At 72.4% G+C, this 14250-nt stretch carries 16 protein-coding genes; 7 read left to right on the forward strand and 9 right to left on the reverse strand.

Annotated elements, in window-relative coordinates; translation table 11 throughout:
• Positions 1–309: 309 nt before the first annotated feature.
• Together AB0K03_RS36910 and AB0K03_RS36915 are read right to left on the reverse strand one after the other, a co-directional pair.
• On the reverse strand, positions 310–669 hold the full coding sequence (locus AB0K03_RS36910) for an SRPBCC family protein (RefSeq protein WP_364695353.1): 360 nt from the start codon (positions 667–669) through the stop codon (positions 310–312).
• Complete coding sequence (locus AB0K03_RS36915) at positions 669–1565, reverse strand: SDR family oxidoreductase (RefSeq protein ID WP_364695356.1); 897 nt, start codon at positions 1563–1565, stop codon at positions 669–671. The genes AB0K03_RS36910 and AB0K03_RS36915 overlap by 1 nt, the downstream gene beginning before the upstream one ends.
• Before the next feature lie 276 nt (positions 1566–1841).
• Between AB0K03_RS36915 and AB0K03_RS36920 the strand changes: the two genes are divergently transcribed.
• The gene (locus tag AB0K03_RS36920) at positions 1842–2024 is read left to right on the forward strand and encodes a glycosyltransferase (protein ID WP_364695359.1); all 183 of its coding nucleotides are present in this window, start codon (positions 1842–1844) and stop codon (positions 2022–2024) included.
• Between the two features lie 98 nt (positions 2025–2122).
• On the opposite strand, the gene AB0K03_RS36925 is transcribed toward AB0K03_RS36920, so the two are convergent.
• Positions 2123–3220 carry a CAP domain-containing protein gene (locus AB0K03_RS36925; protein WP_364695362.1) on the reverse strand — a complete coding sequence of 366 codons (1098 nt, stop codon included), beginning with the start codon at positions 3218–3220 and terminating at the stop codon, positions 2123–2125.
• A gap of 148 nt (positions 3221–3368) precedes the next feature.
• On the opposite strand from AB0K03_RS36925, the gene AB0K03_RS36930 reads away from it, so the two are divergent.
• The 3 genes from AB0K03_RS36930 (at position 3369) to AB0K03_RS36940 (ending at position 4744) form a co-directional block, all read left to right on the forward strand.
• Complete coding sequence (locus tag AB0K03_RS36930; protein WP_364695365.1) at positions 3369–3743, forward strand: LapA family protein; 375 nt, start codon at positions 3369–3371, stop codon at positions 3741–3743.
• A gap of 162 nt (positions 3744–3905) precedes the next feature.
• Positions 3906–4226, forward strand: a complete 321-nt coding sequence (locus AB0K03_RS36935) for a metalloregulator ArsR/SmtB family transcription factor (RefSeq protein WP_364695367.1) — start codon at positions 3906–3908, stop codon at positions 4224–4226.
• On the forward strand, positions 4223–4744 hold the full coding sequence (locus AB0K03_RS36940) for an SRPBCC domain-containing protein (RefSeq protein WP_364695368.1): 522 nt from the start codon (positions 4223–4225) through the stop codon (positions 4742–4744). The genes AB0K03_RS36935 and AB0K03_RS36940 overlap by 4 nt, the downstream gene beginning before the upstream one ends.
• A gap of 41 nt (positions 4745–4785) precedes the next feature.
• Here AB0K03_RS36940 and AB0K03_RS36945 read toward each other — a convergent pair whose 3' ends face one another.
• Positions 4786–5547, reverse strand: coding sequence for a DNA-directed RNA polymerase II (locus AB0K03_RS36945; RefSeq protein ID WP_364695370.1), 762 nt, complete (start codon positions 5545–5547; stop codon positions 4786–4788).
• A gap of 100 nt (positions 5548–5647) precedes the next feature.
• On the opposite strand from AB0K03_RS36945, the gene AB0K03_RS36950 reads away from it, so the two are divergent.
• Complete coding sequence (locus tag AB0K03_RS36950) at positions 5648–6880, forward strand: GNAT family N-acetyltransferase (RefSeq protein WP_364695373.1); 1233 nt, start codon at positions 5648–5650, stop codon at positions 6878–6880.
• 468 nt (positions 6881–7348) lie between these two features.
• Positions 7349–7603 (forward strand): hypothetical protein, encoded by a 255-nt coding sequence (locus tag AB0K03_RS36955; protein WP_364695376.1) that lies wholly within the window; start codon positions 7349–7351, stop codon positions 7601–7603.
• Between the two features lie 187 nt (positions 7604–7790).
• Here the strand turns inward: AB0K03_RS36955 and AB0K03_RS36960 are convergent, their stop codons facing one another.
• The 5 genes from AB0K03_RS36960 to AB0K03_RS36980 form a co-directional block, all read right to left on the reverse strand.
• Positions 7791–8264: a ribose-5-phosphate isomerase gene (locus tag AB0K03_RS36960; RefSeq protein ID WP_364695378.1), complete on the reverse strand. Its 474-nt coding sequence runs from the start codon at positions 8262–8264 to the stop codon at positions 7791–7793.
• Positions 8265–8353: 89 nt separating this feature from the next.
• The gene (locus AB0K03_RS36965; RefSeq protein ID WP_364695381.1) at positions 8354–9271 is read right to left on the reverse strand and encodes an alpha/beta hydrolase; all 918 of its coding nucleotides are present in this window, start codon (positions 9269–9271) and stop codon (positions 8354–8356) included.
• Complete coding sequence (locus AB0K03_RS36970) at positions 9272–10462, reverse strand: DUF1015 family protein (protein ID WP_364695383.1); 1191 nt, start codon at positions 10460–10462, stop codon at positions 9272–9274.
• Between the two features lie 61 nt (positions 10463–10523).
• Positions 10524–10769 carry a hypothetical protein gene (locus AB0K03_RS36975; protein WP_364695386.1) on the reverse strand — a complete coding sequence of 82 codons (246 nt, stop codon included), beginning with the start codon at positions 10767–10769 and terminating at the stop codon, positions 10524–10526.
• 67 nt (positions 10770–10836) lie between these two features.
• Positions 10837–11463, reverse strand: a complete 627-nt coding sequence (locus AB0K03_RS36980; RefSeq protein WP_364695389.1) for a DsbA family protein — start codon at positions 11461–11463, stop codon at positions 10837–10839.
• A 127-nt stretch (positions 11464–11590) separates the two neighbouring features.
• Between AB0K03_RS36980 and pepN the strand changes: the two genes are divergently transcribed.
• Entirely contained in the window at positions 11591–14146 is a 2556-nt protein-coding gene (gene pepN, locus AB0K03_RS36985; RefSeq protein ID WP_364695392.1) for an aminopeptidase N, read from the forward strand.
• The last annotated feature ends 104 nt before the right edge of the window (positions 14147–14250 follow it).

Below are 14250 nucleotides of genomic sequence, written 5' to 3' on the forward strand. Positions count from 1 at the left end.
GCGATGCACAGCATGCGCAGCGATGCACGCGCTCTTGTGCCTTCCAAACTGATTACGCGAGTTCGATTCTCGTCGCCCGCTCAACTTTGGGATGCCCATGTCAGCGGAGTGCGTTGACGTGGGCGTTTCGCATTCTGTCTGGGGGCCGAGCCCCCAGACCCCGCGGTGCGGTTGGTGCCGCCTCCCGGGTGGGGCCGGCTTGCAGCGGCCGGCGGCCGAACACCCAAGCCCCCCGGTGCGGTCGGTGCCACCTCCCGGGTGGGGCCGGCTTGCAGCGGCCGGGGCCTCCAGAGAGTTCAGGGACGGGGGTCAGCCGGCGTTGAAGTTGTCGCTGACGTCGCGTTGGAGGCGGGTCATTGTGTCGGCCAGGATGGAGTTGGCGTCGGCGGTTGTCAGGGTGTCCGGGAGTTCGAGTTCCGCGTCGAGGATGCTGCCTCCCGCCGGGGCGTCCCGGACCGTCGCGGTGGCGGTGAGGCCTGTGCCGTCCGGGCGGGCCCATTGGATGCTCAGGTGGGCGGGGTCTTTGCTCACGGCGTACCCGTGGGATCGGGGTTCGGTTGTCATGCCCTCCGGGAGCCAGCGGTAGGTGCGGTCCGGGTCGGTGAGGACGTCGAAGACCACTTCCGCGGGCGCGGTGAACGGGAAGGAGCCCGTGATTCGCGTCGTCATCAGCTGACCGGCTTGCCGCCGGTGATGCCGAGGACCTCGCCCGTGGTGTAGCTGGACTCCTGGGATGCGAAGTAGACGTACGCGGGGGCGAGTTCGGCGGGCTGGCCGGCGCGGCCCAGCGGGGTGTCGGCGCCGAAGGACTCGACCTTCTCGTCGGGCATCGTCGCCGGGATCAGGGGTGTCCAGATCGGGCCGGGGGCTACCGCGTTGACCCGGATGCCCTTCTCCGCCAGGTCCTCGGCGAGGGCCTTCGTGAAGGCGACGATGCCGCCCTTGGTGGTGGCGTAGTCGAGCAGCGCGCTGGAGGACTGGTACGCCTGGATCGACGCGGTGTTGATGATCGACGCGCCTGCGGGCAGGTGCGGGAGCGCGGCGCGGCACAGCCAGAACATCGCGTACAGGTTGGTCTTCATGACCCGGTCGAACTGTTCCGTCGTGATGTCGCTGATGCCGCCCGGCTGGGCCATCTGGAACGCGGCGTTGTTGACCAGGATGTCGATGCCACCGAGCTCGCTCACGGCCCGGTCGACGATCGCCTGGCAGTGGGCCTCGTCGCGGATGTCGCCCGGCACGGTCACGGCGGTCCGGCCGGCCTTCTGGATCAGCTGCGCGGTGTCCTGCGCGTCCTGCTCCTCCTCCGGCAGGTACGAGATCAGCACGTCCGCGCCCTCGCGGGCGTACGCGATCGCCACGGCCCGGCCGATGCCCGAGTCGCCGCCGGTGATGACCGCGCGCCGGCCGGTGAGCCGGCCGCTCCCCCGGTACGTCTCCTCGCCGTGGTCGGGCTTGTCCGGCATCGTCCGCGTGTTGCCGGGGTGCGGCTGGTCGCCGCCCTTCAGCTCGGGGGACGGGTACTGCGAGCGCGGGTCCTGGATCGTGTACTGGTCCTGGGTCATGCGGTGACGCTTGCCCACGTGTGGCGCGGTTAACCGCCATGGATCGCCGGTTTCGGGGAACAGCGGCGGGCATGACTGATCGTCGGATCGGGGTCGTGGTCATCACGTGGAATCGCTGCCCGGAGAGGCGGTCGCGGCCGTCGCGCGGCTCCGCGAGCTGCCGGAGCGGCCGCACATCGTGCTGGTCGACAACGGGTCCACCGACGGCACCGCCGAGGCGGTGTGCTCCCGCTTCCCCGGCGTCGTCGTGGTCGCCCTGAGCGAGGCCTCGGCGCCGTGGCACGCACCATCGGCGTACGCCGGCTGGACACGCCGTACGTGGCGTTCTGCGACGACGACACGTGGTGGGAACCCGGGTCGCTGCGGGTGGCGGCGGAGCTGCTGGACGCGTACCCGCGGATCGGGGTGCGTCCGCGCTCGCGGTGCTGGATGCCGTACGCGGATTGCCGTGGTTGGTGACGCTGCGCCGGCCGCGACCCGCCGAGGTCGAGTCGCGGCTGGCTCCGCTGGATGCCGCGCAGCGGCGCAGCAAGGCGCGCCGCTACGTGGGCTGACGGTCAGAGCGGGCTGGCGAAGTCCTGGGTCCAGACGAGCGCGCCCTGGGCGTCCGCGGCCACGCCGACGCCGATGTTCTTGAAGCCGCAGTTGAGGATGTTCGCCCGGTGGCCGCTGCTGTTCATCCAGGCGGTCATCACCTCGGCGGGGGTGCGCTGGCCCTTCGCGATGTTCTCGCCGGCCCCGGACCAGCGGTAGCCGGCGTTCGTGATCCGGGTGGCGAACTCCACTCCCTCCGGCGTCGTGTGGCTGAAGAAGTTGCGGGCCGCCATGTCCGCCGAGTGGCCACGCGCGGCCGCGGTCAGCCGGTCGTCGGCGGTCAGTGTCTTGCAGCCGGCCTTGGCGCGTTCGTCGTTGACGATGCGGACGACCTCGGCCTCGAGGGCGGTGTTGCCGGTGGGACTCGGGACGGCGGTGGGGCTCGCCGGCGGTGTCGTGGCCGGGGGCCGGGTCGTCGTGGGCGGCGTCGTCGGCTCCGGCGAGCCCGTCGGCTCCGCGGCGGGTGCGGTGGGCGGCGTCGGCGGGGGCGAGACCGGGCCGGTCGACGCGGTCGGGCTCGGCGCCGGCGATGCGGTCGCGGTCGCGCCGGGATCGCCCGAGGCGGTGACCGTCGGTACGGGGGTAGGCGGCGTCCCGTCCGTGGTGATGACGATTTTGTCGACGTCCGGCGCGGGCCCGACCGGGTTGCCGAAGGCGAGGGTGTTCTCGCCCGCCTGGAGGGTGGCCGTGATCCGCAGCGTGGCCGGGCGGCCGGAGCCCCGCGTCCCGGGGAAGACGATCGCGGTGGGCACCGCGCCGTTGACGCTGATCTGGGCCGTACGGTTGCGTTCCGCGGTGTACGTGACCGCGAGCTTCGTGGGACCGGTCTGCTCGGCGACCACTCCGGTGACGGTCAGGACGCCTTCGCGGCCGATGCCGGTGACGCGGGAGCCGCCGGAGCAGCGCCGGCAGTCGATCGTGGTGGCTCCGCCGCTGAGGGTGTTGACGGACGCCTCGGCCTCGTACGTGGTGGTCCCGGCGCTGGCGCTCGCCGCGACGGCGATGCCGGCGACCACGGTGACGACGGCCATGCCGCCGACGATGAGGACGGGTCTGCGCATGGTGATCCGAATCGTTGTGTGGGGGTGGGGGCAATCCGGCGGAGACCGTAACGTCCGGATTAGACCAAGGTCTATTAGCTCGTTCTTAATTCTGCGGAGCCGCGTGTACGCCCCTGACACAGCGCAGTCGTGAGTAACACTGTCAGTTATGGCGTACCCATCGGAGCAGTGGCCGGTGCCCCCCGCGGACCCGGACCGGAAGACGGACGCCGCACCTCCCCTGCCGGATGAGCTGGCGCAGACGCTCGCCGGGCTCGGACCGGCGGGCGAGGCGCCGGCGCGGCGGCCGGGAACGCGGCGGCCCGGCGCACGCCCGGCTGTCTGGGCCGGAGCGCTCGCGCTGATGTTGCTGATCGTCTTCGTGGCGCAGAACACCGGCGGGGTCGAGATCGGGTTCCTGTGGATGCGCGGACAGGTCTCGCTCGCGCTGGCCCTGATCCTGGCGGGGGTCGCCGGGGTCGTGATCGCGCGGGCGGTCACCGCGACCCTGGGCCGGATCCGGCGCCCCGCCCGCCGCCGCTGACCTCACCCCCCAGCCCTGCGGCAGCCGCGACGGCATGCCGCCGGCCCGGCGCGCCCACCGCCGACCTGTCCTGCGCTCTGCGCGGCCCGCGGTCGGACCCGCATGCCGGGCGCGGCCTCGCCGGGCTTGACATGTGACCTTTTGGTCACCTAACTTGGCGTCATGACGGACGACGACCGGGTGTTCAAGGCGCTGGCCGACCCGACCCGGCGCTTCCTGCTCGACCTGCTCTTCGCCCGGGACGGACGCACCCTCACCGAGCTGGAGTCCGAGCTGGAGATGACGCGCTTCGGCGTCGCCAAGCACCTGAAAGTGCTGGAGGAAGCGGATCTCGTCGTCGCGCGCCGGTCCGGCCGGGAGAAGTTGCACTTCCTCAACCCCGTGCCGATCCGGCTGATCCACGACCGGTGGATCGACAAATACACCGAGCGTCACGTCACGGCGCTCGCCGACCTCAAGAACGCGCTGGAGGACGAGACATGACCGAGCCGCTGACCACCCAGGTCTTCCGGGTCTGGATCAAGACCACGCCGGAGAAGATCTGGACCGCTATCACCGACCCCGAATGGACCGCGAAATACGGGTACGCCGCGCCCGCCTACTTCGAGCTCAAGCCGGGCGGCTCGTACCGCTCCGAGGCGACCGACGAGATGCGCGCGTACGCCAAGGAGAACGGTTTCCCGATGCCCGACACGATCGTCGACGGCGAGGTGCTCGAGGCCGACCCGCCGCGGCTGCTCAAGCAGACCTGGCGGATGCTCATGGACCCGACGACGGCGGCCGAGCCGTTCACGACGCTGACCTACCTGATCGAGGAGCTGAAGTCGCAGCCCGGGGTGTGCCGGCTCACGGTCACGCACGAGCTGACCGGGGCGCCCGCCACCTCGACGATGGTGGCCGGGTCGCCGCTCGACGAGGCCGGCGGCGGTGGCTGGGCCTGGGTGCTCAGCGACCTGAAGTCGCTGCTGGAGACCGGTACGGCGATGAGCGGGCGCGGATAGTACGACGCGTGGCCGGGGTTTGCGCCCCGGCCACGTCGCTGTCATTTGAAGAGGTCCACGACCCAGTTGAAGGCGGTCATGACCCACTCCGTCTGGCGGAGGTGGGCGATGCCGACACCCGCCAGGAACACGCCCGCGACGATGTGGGAGCCCTTGGCGGTGTGGCGGGTGCGGCCCAGCTGACGTTCCAGCACGAGCCGGCCGACCAGCCGGGACAGCGCGAAGACGCCGCCGGCCACCAGCACGGACACCAGGAAGACGATGATCGGGGCGGTCAGGTCGCCGTCCGACGAGATGGCCCAGATGCCCCAGCACACGAACGCGAACAGCAGGCCGGCGAAGCTCCACTCGCCGCCGCGGCGCAACTGCGCGATGTGCCAGCTCAGCGGGTGATGCTGGGCCGGGGGTTCCGCGCCGGGCCAGCCCGTACCCGTGGGTTCGTGCTCGGTGAAGTGCTGCGGCTGCGGCCGCGGGGTGACGGCGGCCCGGCCGCTGGAGAACGGTGACGGCGCGGGCGCCGGCGGGGCGCTCGGCTGGCCGATGCGGGTCGGGTCCGCGGATGCGTGCGCCGAGACACGAGTCGGGTCGGCGGGCGAACGCTGCGCGGCACGGGCCGGATCCGCGGGCGGGTGCTGCGCGGCGCGGGTCGGCTCAGCGGCGGAATACTGCCGGGTCGGGTCGGGGTGAGAGCCGGCGCCCGGGCGGTGCGCGCGAGGCGGCATGTCGGTCGTCGGCGGATCGGCCCAGGGATCCTGCGGCGGCATGTCGAGGGTCCGCTCGGACCACTGCGGTTGCTCCGGCATCGTTCCCCTCCCCCGGCACGGCCCGTCGCCGCCCTGCTTCGAGAGTAACGAGCCAACAAATCGCTCGCCCTCACGCACGCCGTCCGTTACACAAAACAGCATGGACGCCTCCGGCATCACGATCAGGATCGGCGCGGCGGAGGACTGGGATGCCATCTCGGACCTGCTCGGCCACGTCTTCCACCACACACCCACGTCCGGGGAACGCGACGTCGAGGGTTCCGTGTGGGAGCCCGAGCGGACGCTGGTCGCCGACGACGCCGGCACCGTGGTCGGGCAGGTGGCCGCGTACACGAGGGAATTGACCGTGCCCGGAGCGGTCGTCCCGGCCGCGCACGTCACGCTGGTCGGCGTCGCGCCGACCCACCGCCGCCGCGGGCTGCTCAACCGGATGATGCACCGGCAGCTGCGGGAGATCGCGGCCGGCGGCCGCGAGCCCGTCGCGGTGCTCTGGGCGAGCGAGACCAAGATCTATCCACGGTACGGGTACGGCCCGGCGGCGCAGCGGCTGCGCATGGACGTCATGAGCCGCGAGGTGAGCCTGCCGCTCCCCGCCGACGGTGGCCGGCTCCGGCTCGTCGAACCCCTCGAGGCGATCCCCGAGCTCGGCAAGGTGTACGAGCAGCTGCGCTCGACCCAGGTCGGCTGGTCGAGCCGCGACGAGCGGTGGTGGCGGTTCGTGCTGTCCGACCTCGAATCGCAGCGCGAGGGCGCCACAGTGCGGCACGGCGTGATCCACGAGACGGCGAACGGCCCCACCGGGTACGCGCTCTGGCGCACGAAGGGCCGCTGGGACGCCCACGGGCCGGACGGCGAGGTGCAGGTCCGCGAGGTCGTGGCCGCGGACCCGGCGACGTACCTGACTCTGTGGCGCTTCCTGATGGGCATCGACCTGGCGCGCAGGGTCTCCGTGGACTTCGCCGCCGTGGACGAGCCGCTGCAGTACCTGGTGGACGAGCCGCGCCGGCTGGGTACGAGCCTGGCGGACGCGCTGTGGATCCGGGTCATCGACGTGCCGCGGGCGCTGGCGGCGCGGGCGTACGCGGCGCCGGTGGACGTGGTGCTCGACGTGACGGATCCCCTGCTGACCGAGAACACCGGCCGGTGGCGGCTGACCGTCGACGGGTCCGGCGCCGCGACGTGTACGCGTACGGACGACCCCGCCGACCTGGAATGCTCGGTGCTGGAACTCGGCACGGCCTATCTCGGGGCGGTTTCGCTGAGCGCGCTCGCCGACGCCGGGCGGGTACGGGAACTGACCCCGGGGACTTTGCGCGCGGCCGCGACGGCGTTCGGGTGGCATCGGAAGCCGTACCCGACGGAGGTCTTCTGAGGTGTCTGCGGGGCGCCGCCCGGCGGTAGGTTCGGCGTCATGGGCGAACCTACCGAGCGTCGACGCCGTCGCGTGCGTCCCTCCCACACGGCCGCCGCCGCGCCCGCCGAGCCGTCCGACCGCGCCTCGACCGGTGATCCGTCGGTCCTGAGCGGCTCCGGCGACGTCGGCGCGGATGCCGGGCCGGCGGTGGGCGGTGCCGTCGCCGAGACGGCCGCGGTTCATGATCCGGAGGACGAGCCCATGGCGGTTCGCGCTGATCCAGGCGCTGTCGCCGCTCGGAGCGCTGCGCCGGGTGGACAGCGGGCGCCGCGGCCCGGGCCGGGCGGTGCCGGGCCTCGGCCCACGTCCGGTGCGGGAGTCGGGAGCGGAACTGAATCGGGATCTCGCGCGGGGGCGCGACCGCCCTCGGGCGCCGGAGCGCGGCCGACCTCGGGGGCCGGGGCGCGGCCGACCTCGGGGGCCGGGGTGGGGTCCAGGCCTGTTTCCGCAGGTGGGGGCCGGGTGGCCGCCGGGCCGCGGGCCGGCGCCGGCGACGAGACGGGTGAGCGGGGGTTGCGCGGGCTGGTCGGATCCGGATCCTCGCAGGTCAGCGTCACCGCCGCGATGCGGGCACGGGACGCCGCGCGGCCGACCGAGGAGCAGGTCGCCGCGGCCGAGACCGAGTTGGTGATCGTGCGGCGCAACTGGGTGCCCCGGGAAGATCTGCCCCGCGGACGCTAGACCCGGCGCGCGGACGCCCGGCCGGCCGGGATGGTCGTCGGGTCCGGCCGGGATGGTCGTCGGGTCCGGCCGGGATGGCGGCCGGCGCCGGGATGGCGGCCGGCGCCGGGATCGTGGGCCGGTCGGGATGGCGGGCCGGACATGACGCGGGCCGGGCCGGCGGTGGAGGCCGGCCCGGGCACGCCGGTCAGGATGCGGGGAGCGGGGGCAGGTCGCGGGTGCTCTCGTACTCGGCGAGCTGGCCGATGCGGCGGGCGTGGCGTTCGTCGCCCGAGAACGGGGTGGTCAGGAAGGCTTCCGCCATGGCCGACGCCTCGTCGAGGGTGTGCTGGCGGGCGCCGAGGGCCAGGACGTTGGCGTCGTTGTGCTGGCGGGCCAGCTGGGCGATCTCGACCTTCCAGGCCAGCGCCGAGCGGACGCCGGGGATCTTGTTGGCGGCGATCTGCTCGCCGTTGCCGGAGCCGCCGATGACGATGCCGAGGCTGCCCTGGTCGGCGACCACCTTCGCGCCGGTGTTCAGGCAGAACGCGGGGTAGTCGTCCTCCGGGTCGAAGACGTGCGGGCCGACGTCGACGACTTCGTACCCCTGCTTGGCGAGGTGGTTGACGAGGTGGCTCTTCAGCTCGAAGCCGGCGTGGTCGGAACCGAGGTAGACGCGCATGACCGCAGTCTGTCAAACGCCGTTCGGAACGTCAGCGCGGCCCGCAGGGTCACGACCGGGTGATCGGCTGCCGTACGGGCCGGGCCCGGTCAGAAGGTCAGTGCCGCACGCAGGGTCACTGCGATGTGATCGGCTGCCGCGCGGGCCGCGTCGAACAGCGCGAGCTTGCGGACGAAGCCGTGGTTGACCCCCGCGTACCGGACGTGGACGACCGGCACCCCGGCGGTGAGCAGCGCGTCCGCGTAGTCGGCGCCCTCGTCGCGGAGGACGTCGTACTCGGCCGTGATCAGCAGGGTGGGTGGCATGCCGGCGAGGTCCTCGGCCGCGAGCGGGGCGACGTCGGGGCTGAACCGGTCGGCGGGGGACGGGACGAACGTCTCCCAGGCCAGCCTCATCGAGGCGCGGTCCAGGCCGTGACCGCCGACCTCGTCGTAGGACTCCGAGGCCGTCATCGGGTCGATCGCCGGGTAGATGAGCACCTGGTGGTCCAGGGGTGTGGCCACGTCCCGCTGGCGCCGGGCCGCGACCGTGGCGAGCTGGCCGCCCGCGCTGTCGCCGCCGATCGCGATGCGGGACGGGTCCACGCCGAAGCCTGCGCCCTCCTTACGGACCCATGTGAGGACGGTCTCCACGTCCTCGAGGGCGGCCGGCCAGACGTGCTCGGGCGCGAGCCGGTAGTCCACCGACAGGACCGCGCAGCCCGACCGGTCGGCGATGCGGCGGCACAGCCGGTCGAACGTCTCCACGCTGCCGTAGCACCAGCCGCCGCCGTGCACGTAGACGAAGACGGGTGCGCCTGCCCTGGTCGCGTACAGGCGGCACGGCACGCCGCCGGCGTCCACGTCGACGACCACGGGCAGCGGGATCGCCGGGCCGCACTCGGCCTCGTTGGACTCCTCCATGGCCCGGCGGGCGAAGAGGAGCTGCTCGTACGGCTCGGCCGCCAGCAGGTCGGCGGGCGGGCGCCGCCGGATCGCCAGCGACGCCTCCACCTGGGGATGCAACATTCAGTCGAGCTGGGCCAGGACGAGGCCGCCGCGGGCCTTCGGCGTGAACCAGGTGCTCTTGCGGGGCAGCTTCTGCCGGGCCAGGTTGACGGCCACGAAGTCGTCCACGGTGACCGGGGCGATGAGGATCGCCAGCTCCGCCCGGCCGGCGTCGACCTCGCCGCGCAGCCACTCGGCCGGGTAGTCGCCGCCGACGTACGAGATCCGCTTGTCGCCCGGGTCCAGGCCGAGCGCGTCACGCAGCAGCACCCGCTCGACGAGCGCGTGGTCCAGGTTGTCGACCGCCGGCGCGCCCTGCGCGGAAGGCAGGACCACCGCATACGACTTGCTGTCCGCGTACAGCTCGATCGTGCCCTTGGCGGGAATGGCCGCGGGGCGCGGCAGCTCCTCGACCCGCGCGCCGGCCGCGGTCAGCTGCTGGACCAGGTCGGCCACCGGAAGCTCGCTGACCAGGCGGTTGTAGGGCTGGATGGCGACGGACGCGGGCGTGGTCACCACGGCGAGGAAGCGCGGCAGGCCGCCGGTCTGGGCGGCCAGGCTGCGGTGGTTGCCGTCGGCGACGACCAGGTCGCCGCCGCCCGCGAGACCGGTCAGCTCGTCCTGCAGCGGGCCCTCGGGAACCACCCAGATCGCGTGGGTGCGGCCGCTCTGGTCCACGTCGGTCGCGGCCGGCGCGCCGGCCTTGTCGGTGGCCGCGGCGAGCGCGGCGTGCAGCTCGTCACCCTTGCCGGTCTGCAGCAGCAGGACCGGCGACAGCAGGGTCTGCAGCGTCTCCGCCAGGGCGACCCGCTCGCGCACCTTGGCGATGAACACGTCCTCGTTGCGGATGACGAGACCCGGCTCGTCGGCCCGGGTGGAGATCTGGTCGGTGTCGACCATCGCCCAGAGACCGTACGCGGAGGGCTCGCCCGGCGCGCTGATGCGATACAGCACGACGACCTGCTCGGCGGGGGTGTAGCTGCCGTCGGCCTTCTCGTCGGCGAGGCGCGCGGCGGCGGCGGGCAGGCAGTCGAGGAACGCCCTGCCCACCGACCCCGGCGCCCGGTGGGGCATCTCGATGGCCAGCGCGCTGTGCGGGTTGTCCGCGATGATCGCGGTGATCTCCGCGTCGTCGGCGAACTCGTCGTAGTTCTGCGCGCCGGTGCCGCCAGTGGTGATCCAGGCCCGGCTGATCGGGTGCACGACCGTCATGACCGCGACGCTACCCAGGGGGTCCGACAGCCGTGTGAGGGGCCCGCCGCCGTCCCACCCTTCAGGTCGTGGCGCGCCGGTGCCGCCCGTACGCGGGCACCGACGGCATGTTGCCGCGGAACCGGGCCTCCCGGGCCCGGCGCCGCGCGTCGGCACTCCCGGACACGTCGGTCACCGGAAGGCTGGAGACCGTCACGGGCGGCGCGATCATCGCCGCGACCTCGGCCGGCAGCGAGGGGCAGACGTTCTCCCAGGCGCCACGGTGCACCGCGATGGTGGTGGTGGCGACGCTGTCGGACTCGGTCATGGCGGCCTCCGGTCGAGGTGACGGTTCTCACCTTTACAACGACCGTCGTCCCCCGGACGTGATGACTTCAGTCGAAGATCGGGTCGATGTCCCGGGTGCGCTTGAGCTCGAAGAAGCCCGGCGTACCGGCGACCAGCAGGACGCCGTCCCAGAGCCGGCCGGCGGCCTCGCCCTTCGGCGCCGGGGTGACGACCGGGCCGAAGAACGCCACCTTCTCGCCGTCCACCGGGCCGGGCGCGTGGATGACCGGCGTGCCGACGTCGGTGCCCACCGGCTTCATGCCGGCGTTGTGGCTCCCGCGCAGGGCCTCGTCCCAGGCGTCGCTGGACGCCGCGTCGGACAGCGCCGGATCGAGCCCCACCTCGGTCAGCGCTTCCTTGTAGAGCTTCTCGTCCCACTCGGTCTTCTGCAGGTGGATGCGGGTGCCGAGGGCCGTGTAGAGGTCGCGGAGCACCTGCGGGCCGGCGGCCTCGGCGGCGGCGATGCAGACGCGGACGGGCCCCCAGCCGTTGTCCAGCATCCTGCGGTAGTCCTCGGGCAGATCACGGCCCTCGTTGAGCACCGAGAGGCTCATCACGTTGAACCGGACGTCGAGCGGACGGACCTTCTCCACCTCGAGCAGCCAGCGCGAGGTCATCCAGGCCCAGGGACAGATGGGGTCGAACCACATGTCGACGGCAGCACGTTCGCTCATCCCCCGATCCTGCACCCGCCGGGCGGCGCCCGGCGGTGACATGCGCCACGCGTCAACCACATAGGCTGACGTGGAAAGCTCGAGGCCGGAGGCGGAGCCGCCCCGACCAGCATGGAGGAGAGTGATCGTGGCCGGAGTTCGTAACCTGACCCAGGTCGAGGCCGCCGAGCGGGCCCGCCTGCTCGAGGTGACGGGGTACGACATCGCCCTGGATCTGACCGATGGGGCCGGAAACCCTGGCGACGGCACCTTCCGGACGGTCACCCGGGTCACGTTCCGCTGCACCGAGCCGGGGGCGCAGACGTTCATCGAGGTCGCTGCGGCCGGCATCCGTTCCGCCGAGCTCAACGGCAGCCCGGTCGACACCTCCGCCTGGTCGGCGGAGAAAGGCCTCACGCTGACCGGCCTGGCGGCGGAGAACACCCTCGTCGTCGACGCCGACTTCCACTTCTCCGCCAGCGGTCAGGGCCTGCAGCGCAGCGTCGACCCGGTGGACAAGGAGGTCTACCTCTACAGCCAGTTCGAGACGGCGGACGCCCAGCGGGTGTACGCGGCGTTCGACCAGCCCGACCTCAAGAGCGTCTTCACGTGGCACGCCACGGTGCCGGCGCACTGGAAGGTCGTCTCCAACATGCCGGTGGCGAGCACCGAGGAGGCCGCGGGCGGCGCCAAGACGGTGCATTTCGGCATCTCGCCGCGGATGAGCACGTACATCACGGCGCTGTGTGCGGGGCCGTACCACGAGGTGCGCGACAGCCACGACGGCATCGAGCTGGGTGTGTTCTGCCGGGCGTCGATGGCGCAGTACCTCGACGCCGACGAGCTCTTCCTCATCACCAAGCAGGGCTTCGACTTCTTCCACGAGCAGTTCGGGGTGCGCTACCCGCTGCCGAAGTACGACCAGCTGTGGGTTCCCGACTTCAACGCCGGCGCGATGGAGAACTTCGGCTGCGTCACGCACGCCGAGGCGCACTACATCTTCCGGTCGCAGGTCACCGACTACGAGTACGAGCAGCGCGCCAACACGATCCTGCACGAGCTGGCCCACATGTGGTTCGGCGACCTGGTGACCATGCGCTGGTGGAACGACCTGTGGCTGAACGAGTCGTTCGCCGAGTGGGCGAGCCACTGGTGCAACACGAGCGCGACCCGGTTCACCGACGCGTGGTCGACGTTCCTGTCGGTGCGCAAGACGTGGGGCTACCGCCAGGACCAGCTGTCGTCCACCCACCCGGTGTACTGCGAGATGCCCGACCTCGAGGCCGTGGAGGTCAACTTCGACGGCATCACGTACGCCAAGGGCGCGAGCGTCATCAAGCAGCTCGTCGCGTACGTGGGGCTGGACTCGTTCGTCGCCGGGCTGCGCGCGTACTTCCAGCGGCACGCCTGGGGCAACGCGACCTTCGACGACCTGCTGACCGAGCTGGAGACGGCATCCGGCCGGGAGCTGCGCAAGTTCGCCGCCCAGTGGCTCGAGACCGCGCAGGTCAACACGCTGCGTCCGATCGTGGCGGTCGGCGCGGACGGCTCGTACGAGAGCGTGGTCGTCAAGCAGGAGGCGCCGGCGGAGTATCCGACGCTGCGCACGCACCGGATCGGCGTCGGCCTCTACGACGTGCAGGGCGACCGGCTCGTGCGCCGCGACCGCCTGGAGATCGACGTGACCGGCGAGGAGACGCCGATCACCGCGCTCGCCGGCGTTCCGGCCGCCGACGTGCTGCTGCTCAACGACGACGACCTCACGTACGCGAAGCTGCGCCTCGACGAGCGGTCGATGGCCACGATCGTGCGCCACATCGACGGCTTCGAGTCGTCGCTGCCGCGGGCGTTGTGCTGGGCGGCGGCCTGGGACATGGTGCGCGACGCCGAGCTGGCCGCCCGCGACTACGTCGCCCTGGTCCGCACCGGGCTGCCCAAGGAACGCGACATCAACCTGACCACGGCGACGCTGCGGCAGGCGCAGACCACGCTGACCATGTACGCCGATCCGCAGTGGGCGCCGACCGGCTGGGCGCAGCTGGCGGAGACGGCCCGTACGGCGCTGATGGCGGCCGAGCCGGGCAGCGGCTTCCAGCTGGCGTGGGCACGTGCGTTCATCGGCGCCGCCCGCGGCCAGCAGGACCTGGCGATCCTGCGCGGCTGGCTCGAGGGCCGCGACGTGCCGGCGGGGCTGACCGTCGACACCGAGCTGCGCTGGTCGCTGCTGGAGGCGCTCGCCGCGCGCGGCGCCGCCACCGACGAGGAGATCGGCGCCGAGCTCGAGTCGGACCGTACGGCCAGCGGCGAACGGGAGGCGGCGCTCGCCCGGGCCCTGCTGCCGACGCCCGAGAACAAGGCGGCCGTGTGGGCCAAGCTGACCGGTGGCGAGAAGCTGCCGAACTGGCTGAACCGCTCGCTGCTGCAGGGCTTCCAGTCGTCGACGCAGGTGGCGCTGACCGCGCCGTACGCCCCGAAGTTCTTCGAGGTCGTCGATGACGTGTGGGCCCGTTCGGACAGCGAGCCGGCACAGGAGTTCGTGATGCTGGCGTACCCGGCGTACCAGGTCAGCGAGGAGACCGTGGCCCTGACCGACGCCTGGCTGGCGGTCGACGGGCATCCGGCGTCGCTGCGCCGGCTCGTGGCCGAGGGCCGCGACGGCGTGCTGCGGGCGCTGAAGGCGCGCGCCAAGGATGCCACGGCCTGACAGCCGAGCTGAGCAGGAAAGCGGGCCGCGAAGGATTCTTTCCTCGCGGCCCGCGCGACTTCCGGGCTCGAAACGGGCTAGAAACAACCCTGCGTGAGTACGCT

This window comes from Actinoplanes sp. NPDC049316, assembly GCF_040677315.1.
Lineage (GTDB): Bacteria > Actinomycetota > Actinomycetes > Mycobacteriales > Micromonosporaceae > Actinoplanes.

Bases quoted from the DNA above. Each gene is read 5' to 3' on its own strand.
- AB0K03_RS36930 (WP_364695365.1), top strand. From the start codon at position 3,369: ATGGCGTACCCATCGGAGCAGTGGCCGGTGCCCCCCGCGGACCCGGAC.
- AB0K03_RS36910 (WP_364695353.1), bottom strand. From the start codon at position 669: ATGACGACGCGAATCACGGGCTCCTTCCCGTTCACCGCGCCCGCGGAA.
- AB0K03_RS36965 (WP_364695381.1), bottom strand. From the start codon at position 9,271: ATGTTGCATCCCCAGGTGGAGGCGTCGCTGGCGATCCGGCGGCGCCCG.
- AB0K03_RS36975 (WP_364695386.1), bottom strand. From the start codon at position 10,769: ATGACCGAGTCCGACAGCGTCGCCACCACCACCATCGCGGTGCACCGT.
- AB0K03_RS36935 (WP_364695367.1), top strand. From the start codon at position 3,906: ATGACGGACGACGACCGGGTGTTCAAGGCGCTGGCCGACCCGACCCGG.
- AB0K03_RS36925 (WP_364695362.1), bottom strand. From the start codon at position 3,220: ATGCGCAGACCCGTCCTCATCGTCGGCGGCATGGCCGTCGTCACCGTG.
- AB0K03_RS36970 (WP_364695383.1), bottom strand. From the start codon at position 10,462: ATGACGGTCGTGCACCCGATCAGCCGGGCCTGGATCACCACTGGCGGC.
- AB0K03_RS36960 (WP_364695378.1), bottom strand. From the start codon at position 8,264: ATGCGCGTCTACCTCGGTTCCGACCACGCCGGCTTCGAGCTGAAGAGC.
- AB0K03_RS36980 (WP_364695389.1), bottom strand. From the start codon at position 11,463: ATGAGCGAACGTGCTGCCGTCGACATGTGGTTCGACCCCATCTGTCCC.
- AB0K03_RS36915 (WP_364695356.1), bottom strand. From the start codon at position 1,565: ATGACCCAGGACCAGTACACGATCCAGGACCCGCGCTCGCAGTACCCG.
- AB0K03_RS36950 (WP_364695373.1), top strand. From the start codon at position 5,648: ATGGACGCCTCCGGCATCACGATCAGGATCGGCGCGGCGGAGGACTGG.
- AB0K03_RS36940 (WP_364695368.1), top strand. From the start codon at position 4,223: ATGACCGAGCCGCTGACCACCCAGGTCTTCCGGGTCTGGATCAAGACC.
- AB0K03_RS36945 (WP_364695370.1), bottom strand. From the start codon at position 5,547: ATGCCGGAGCAACCGCAGTGGTCCGAGCGGACCCTCGACATGCCGCCG.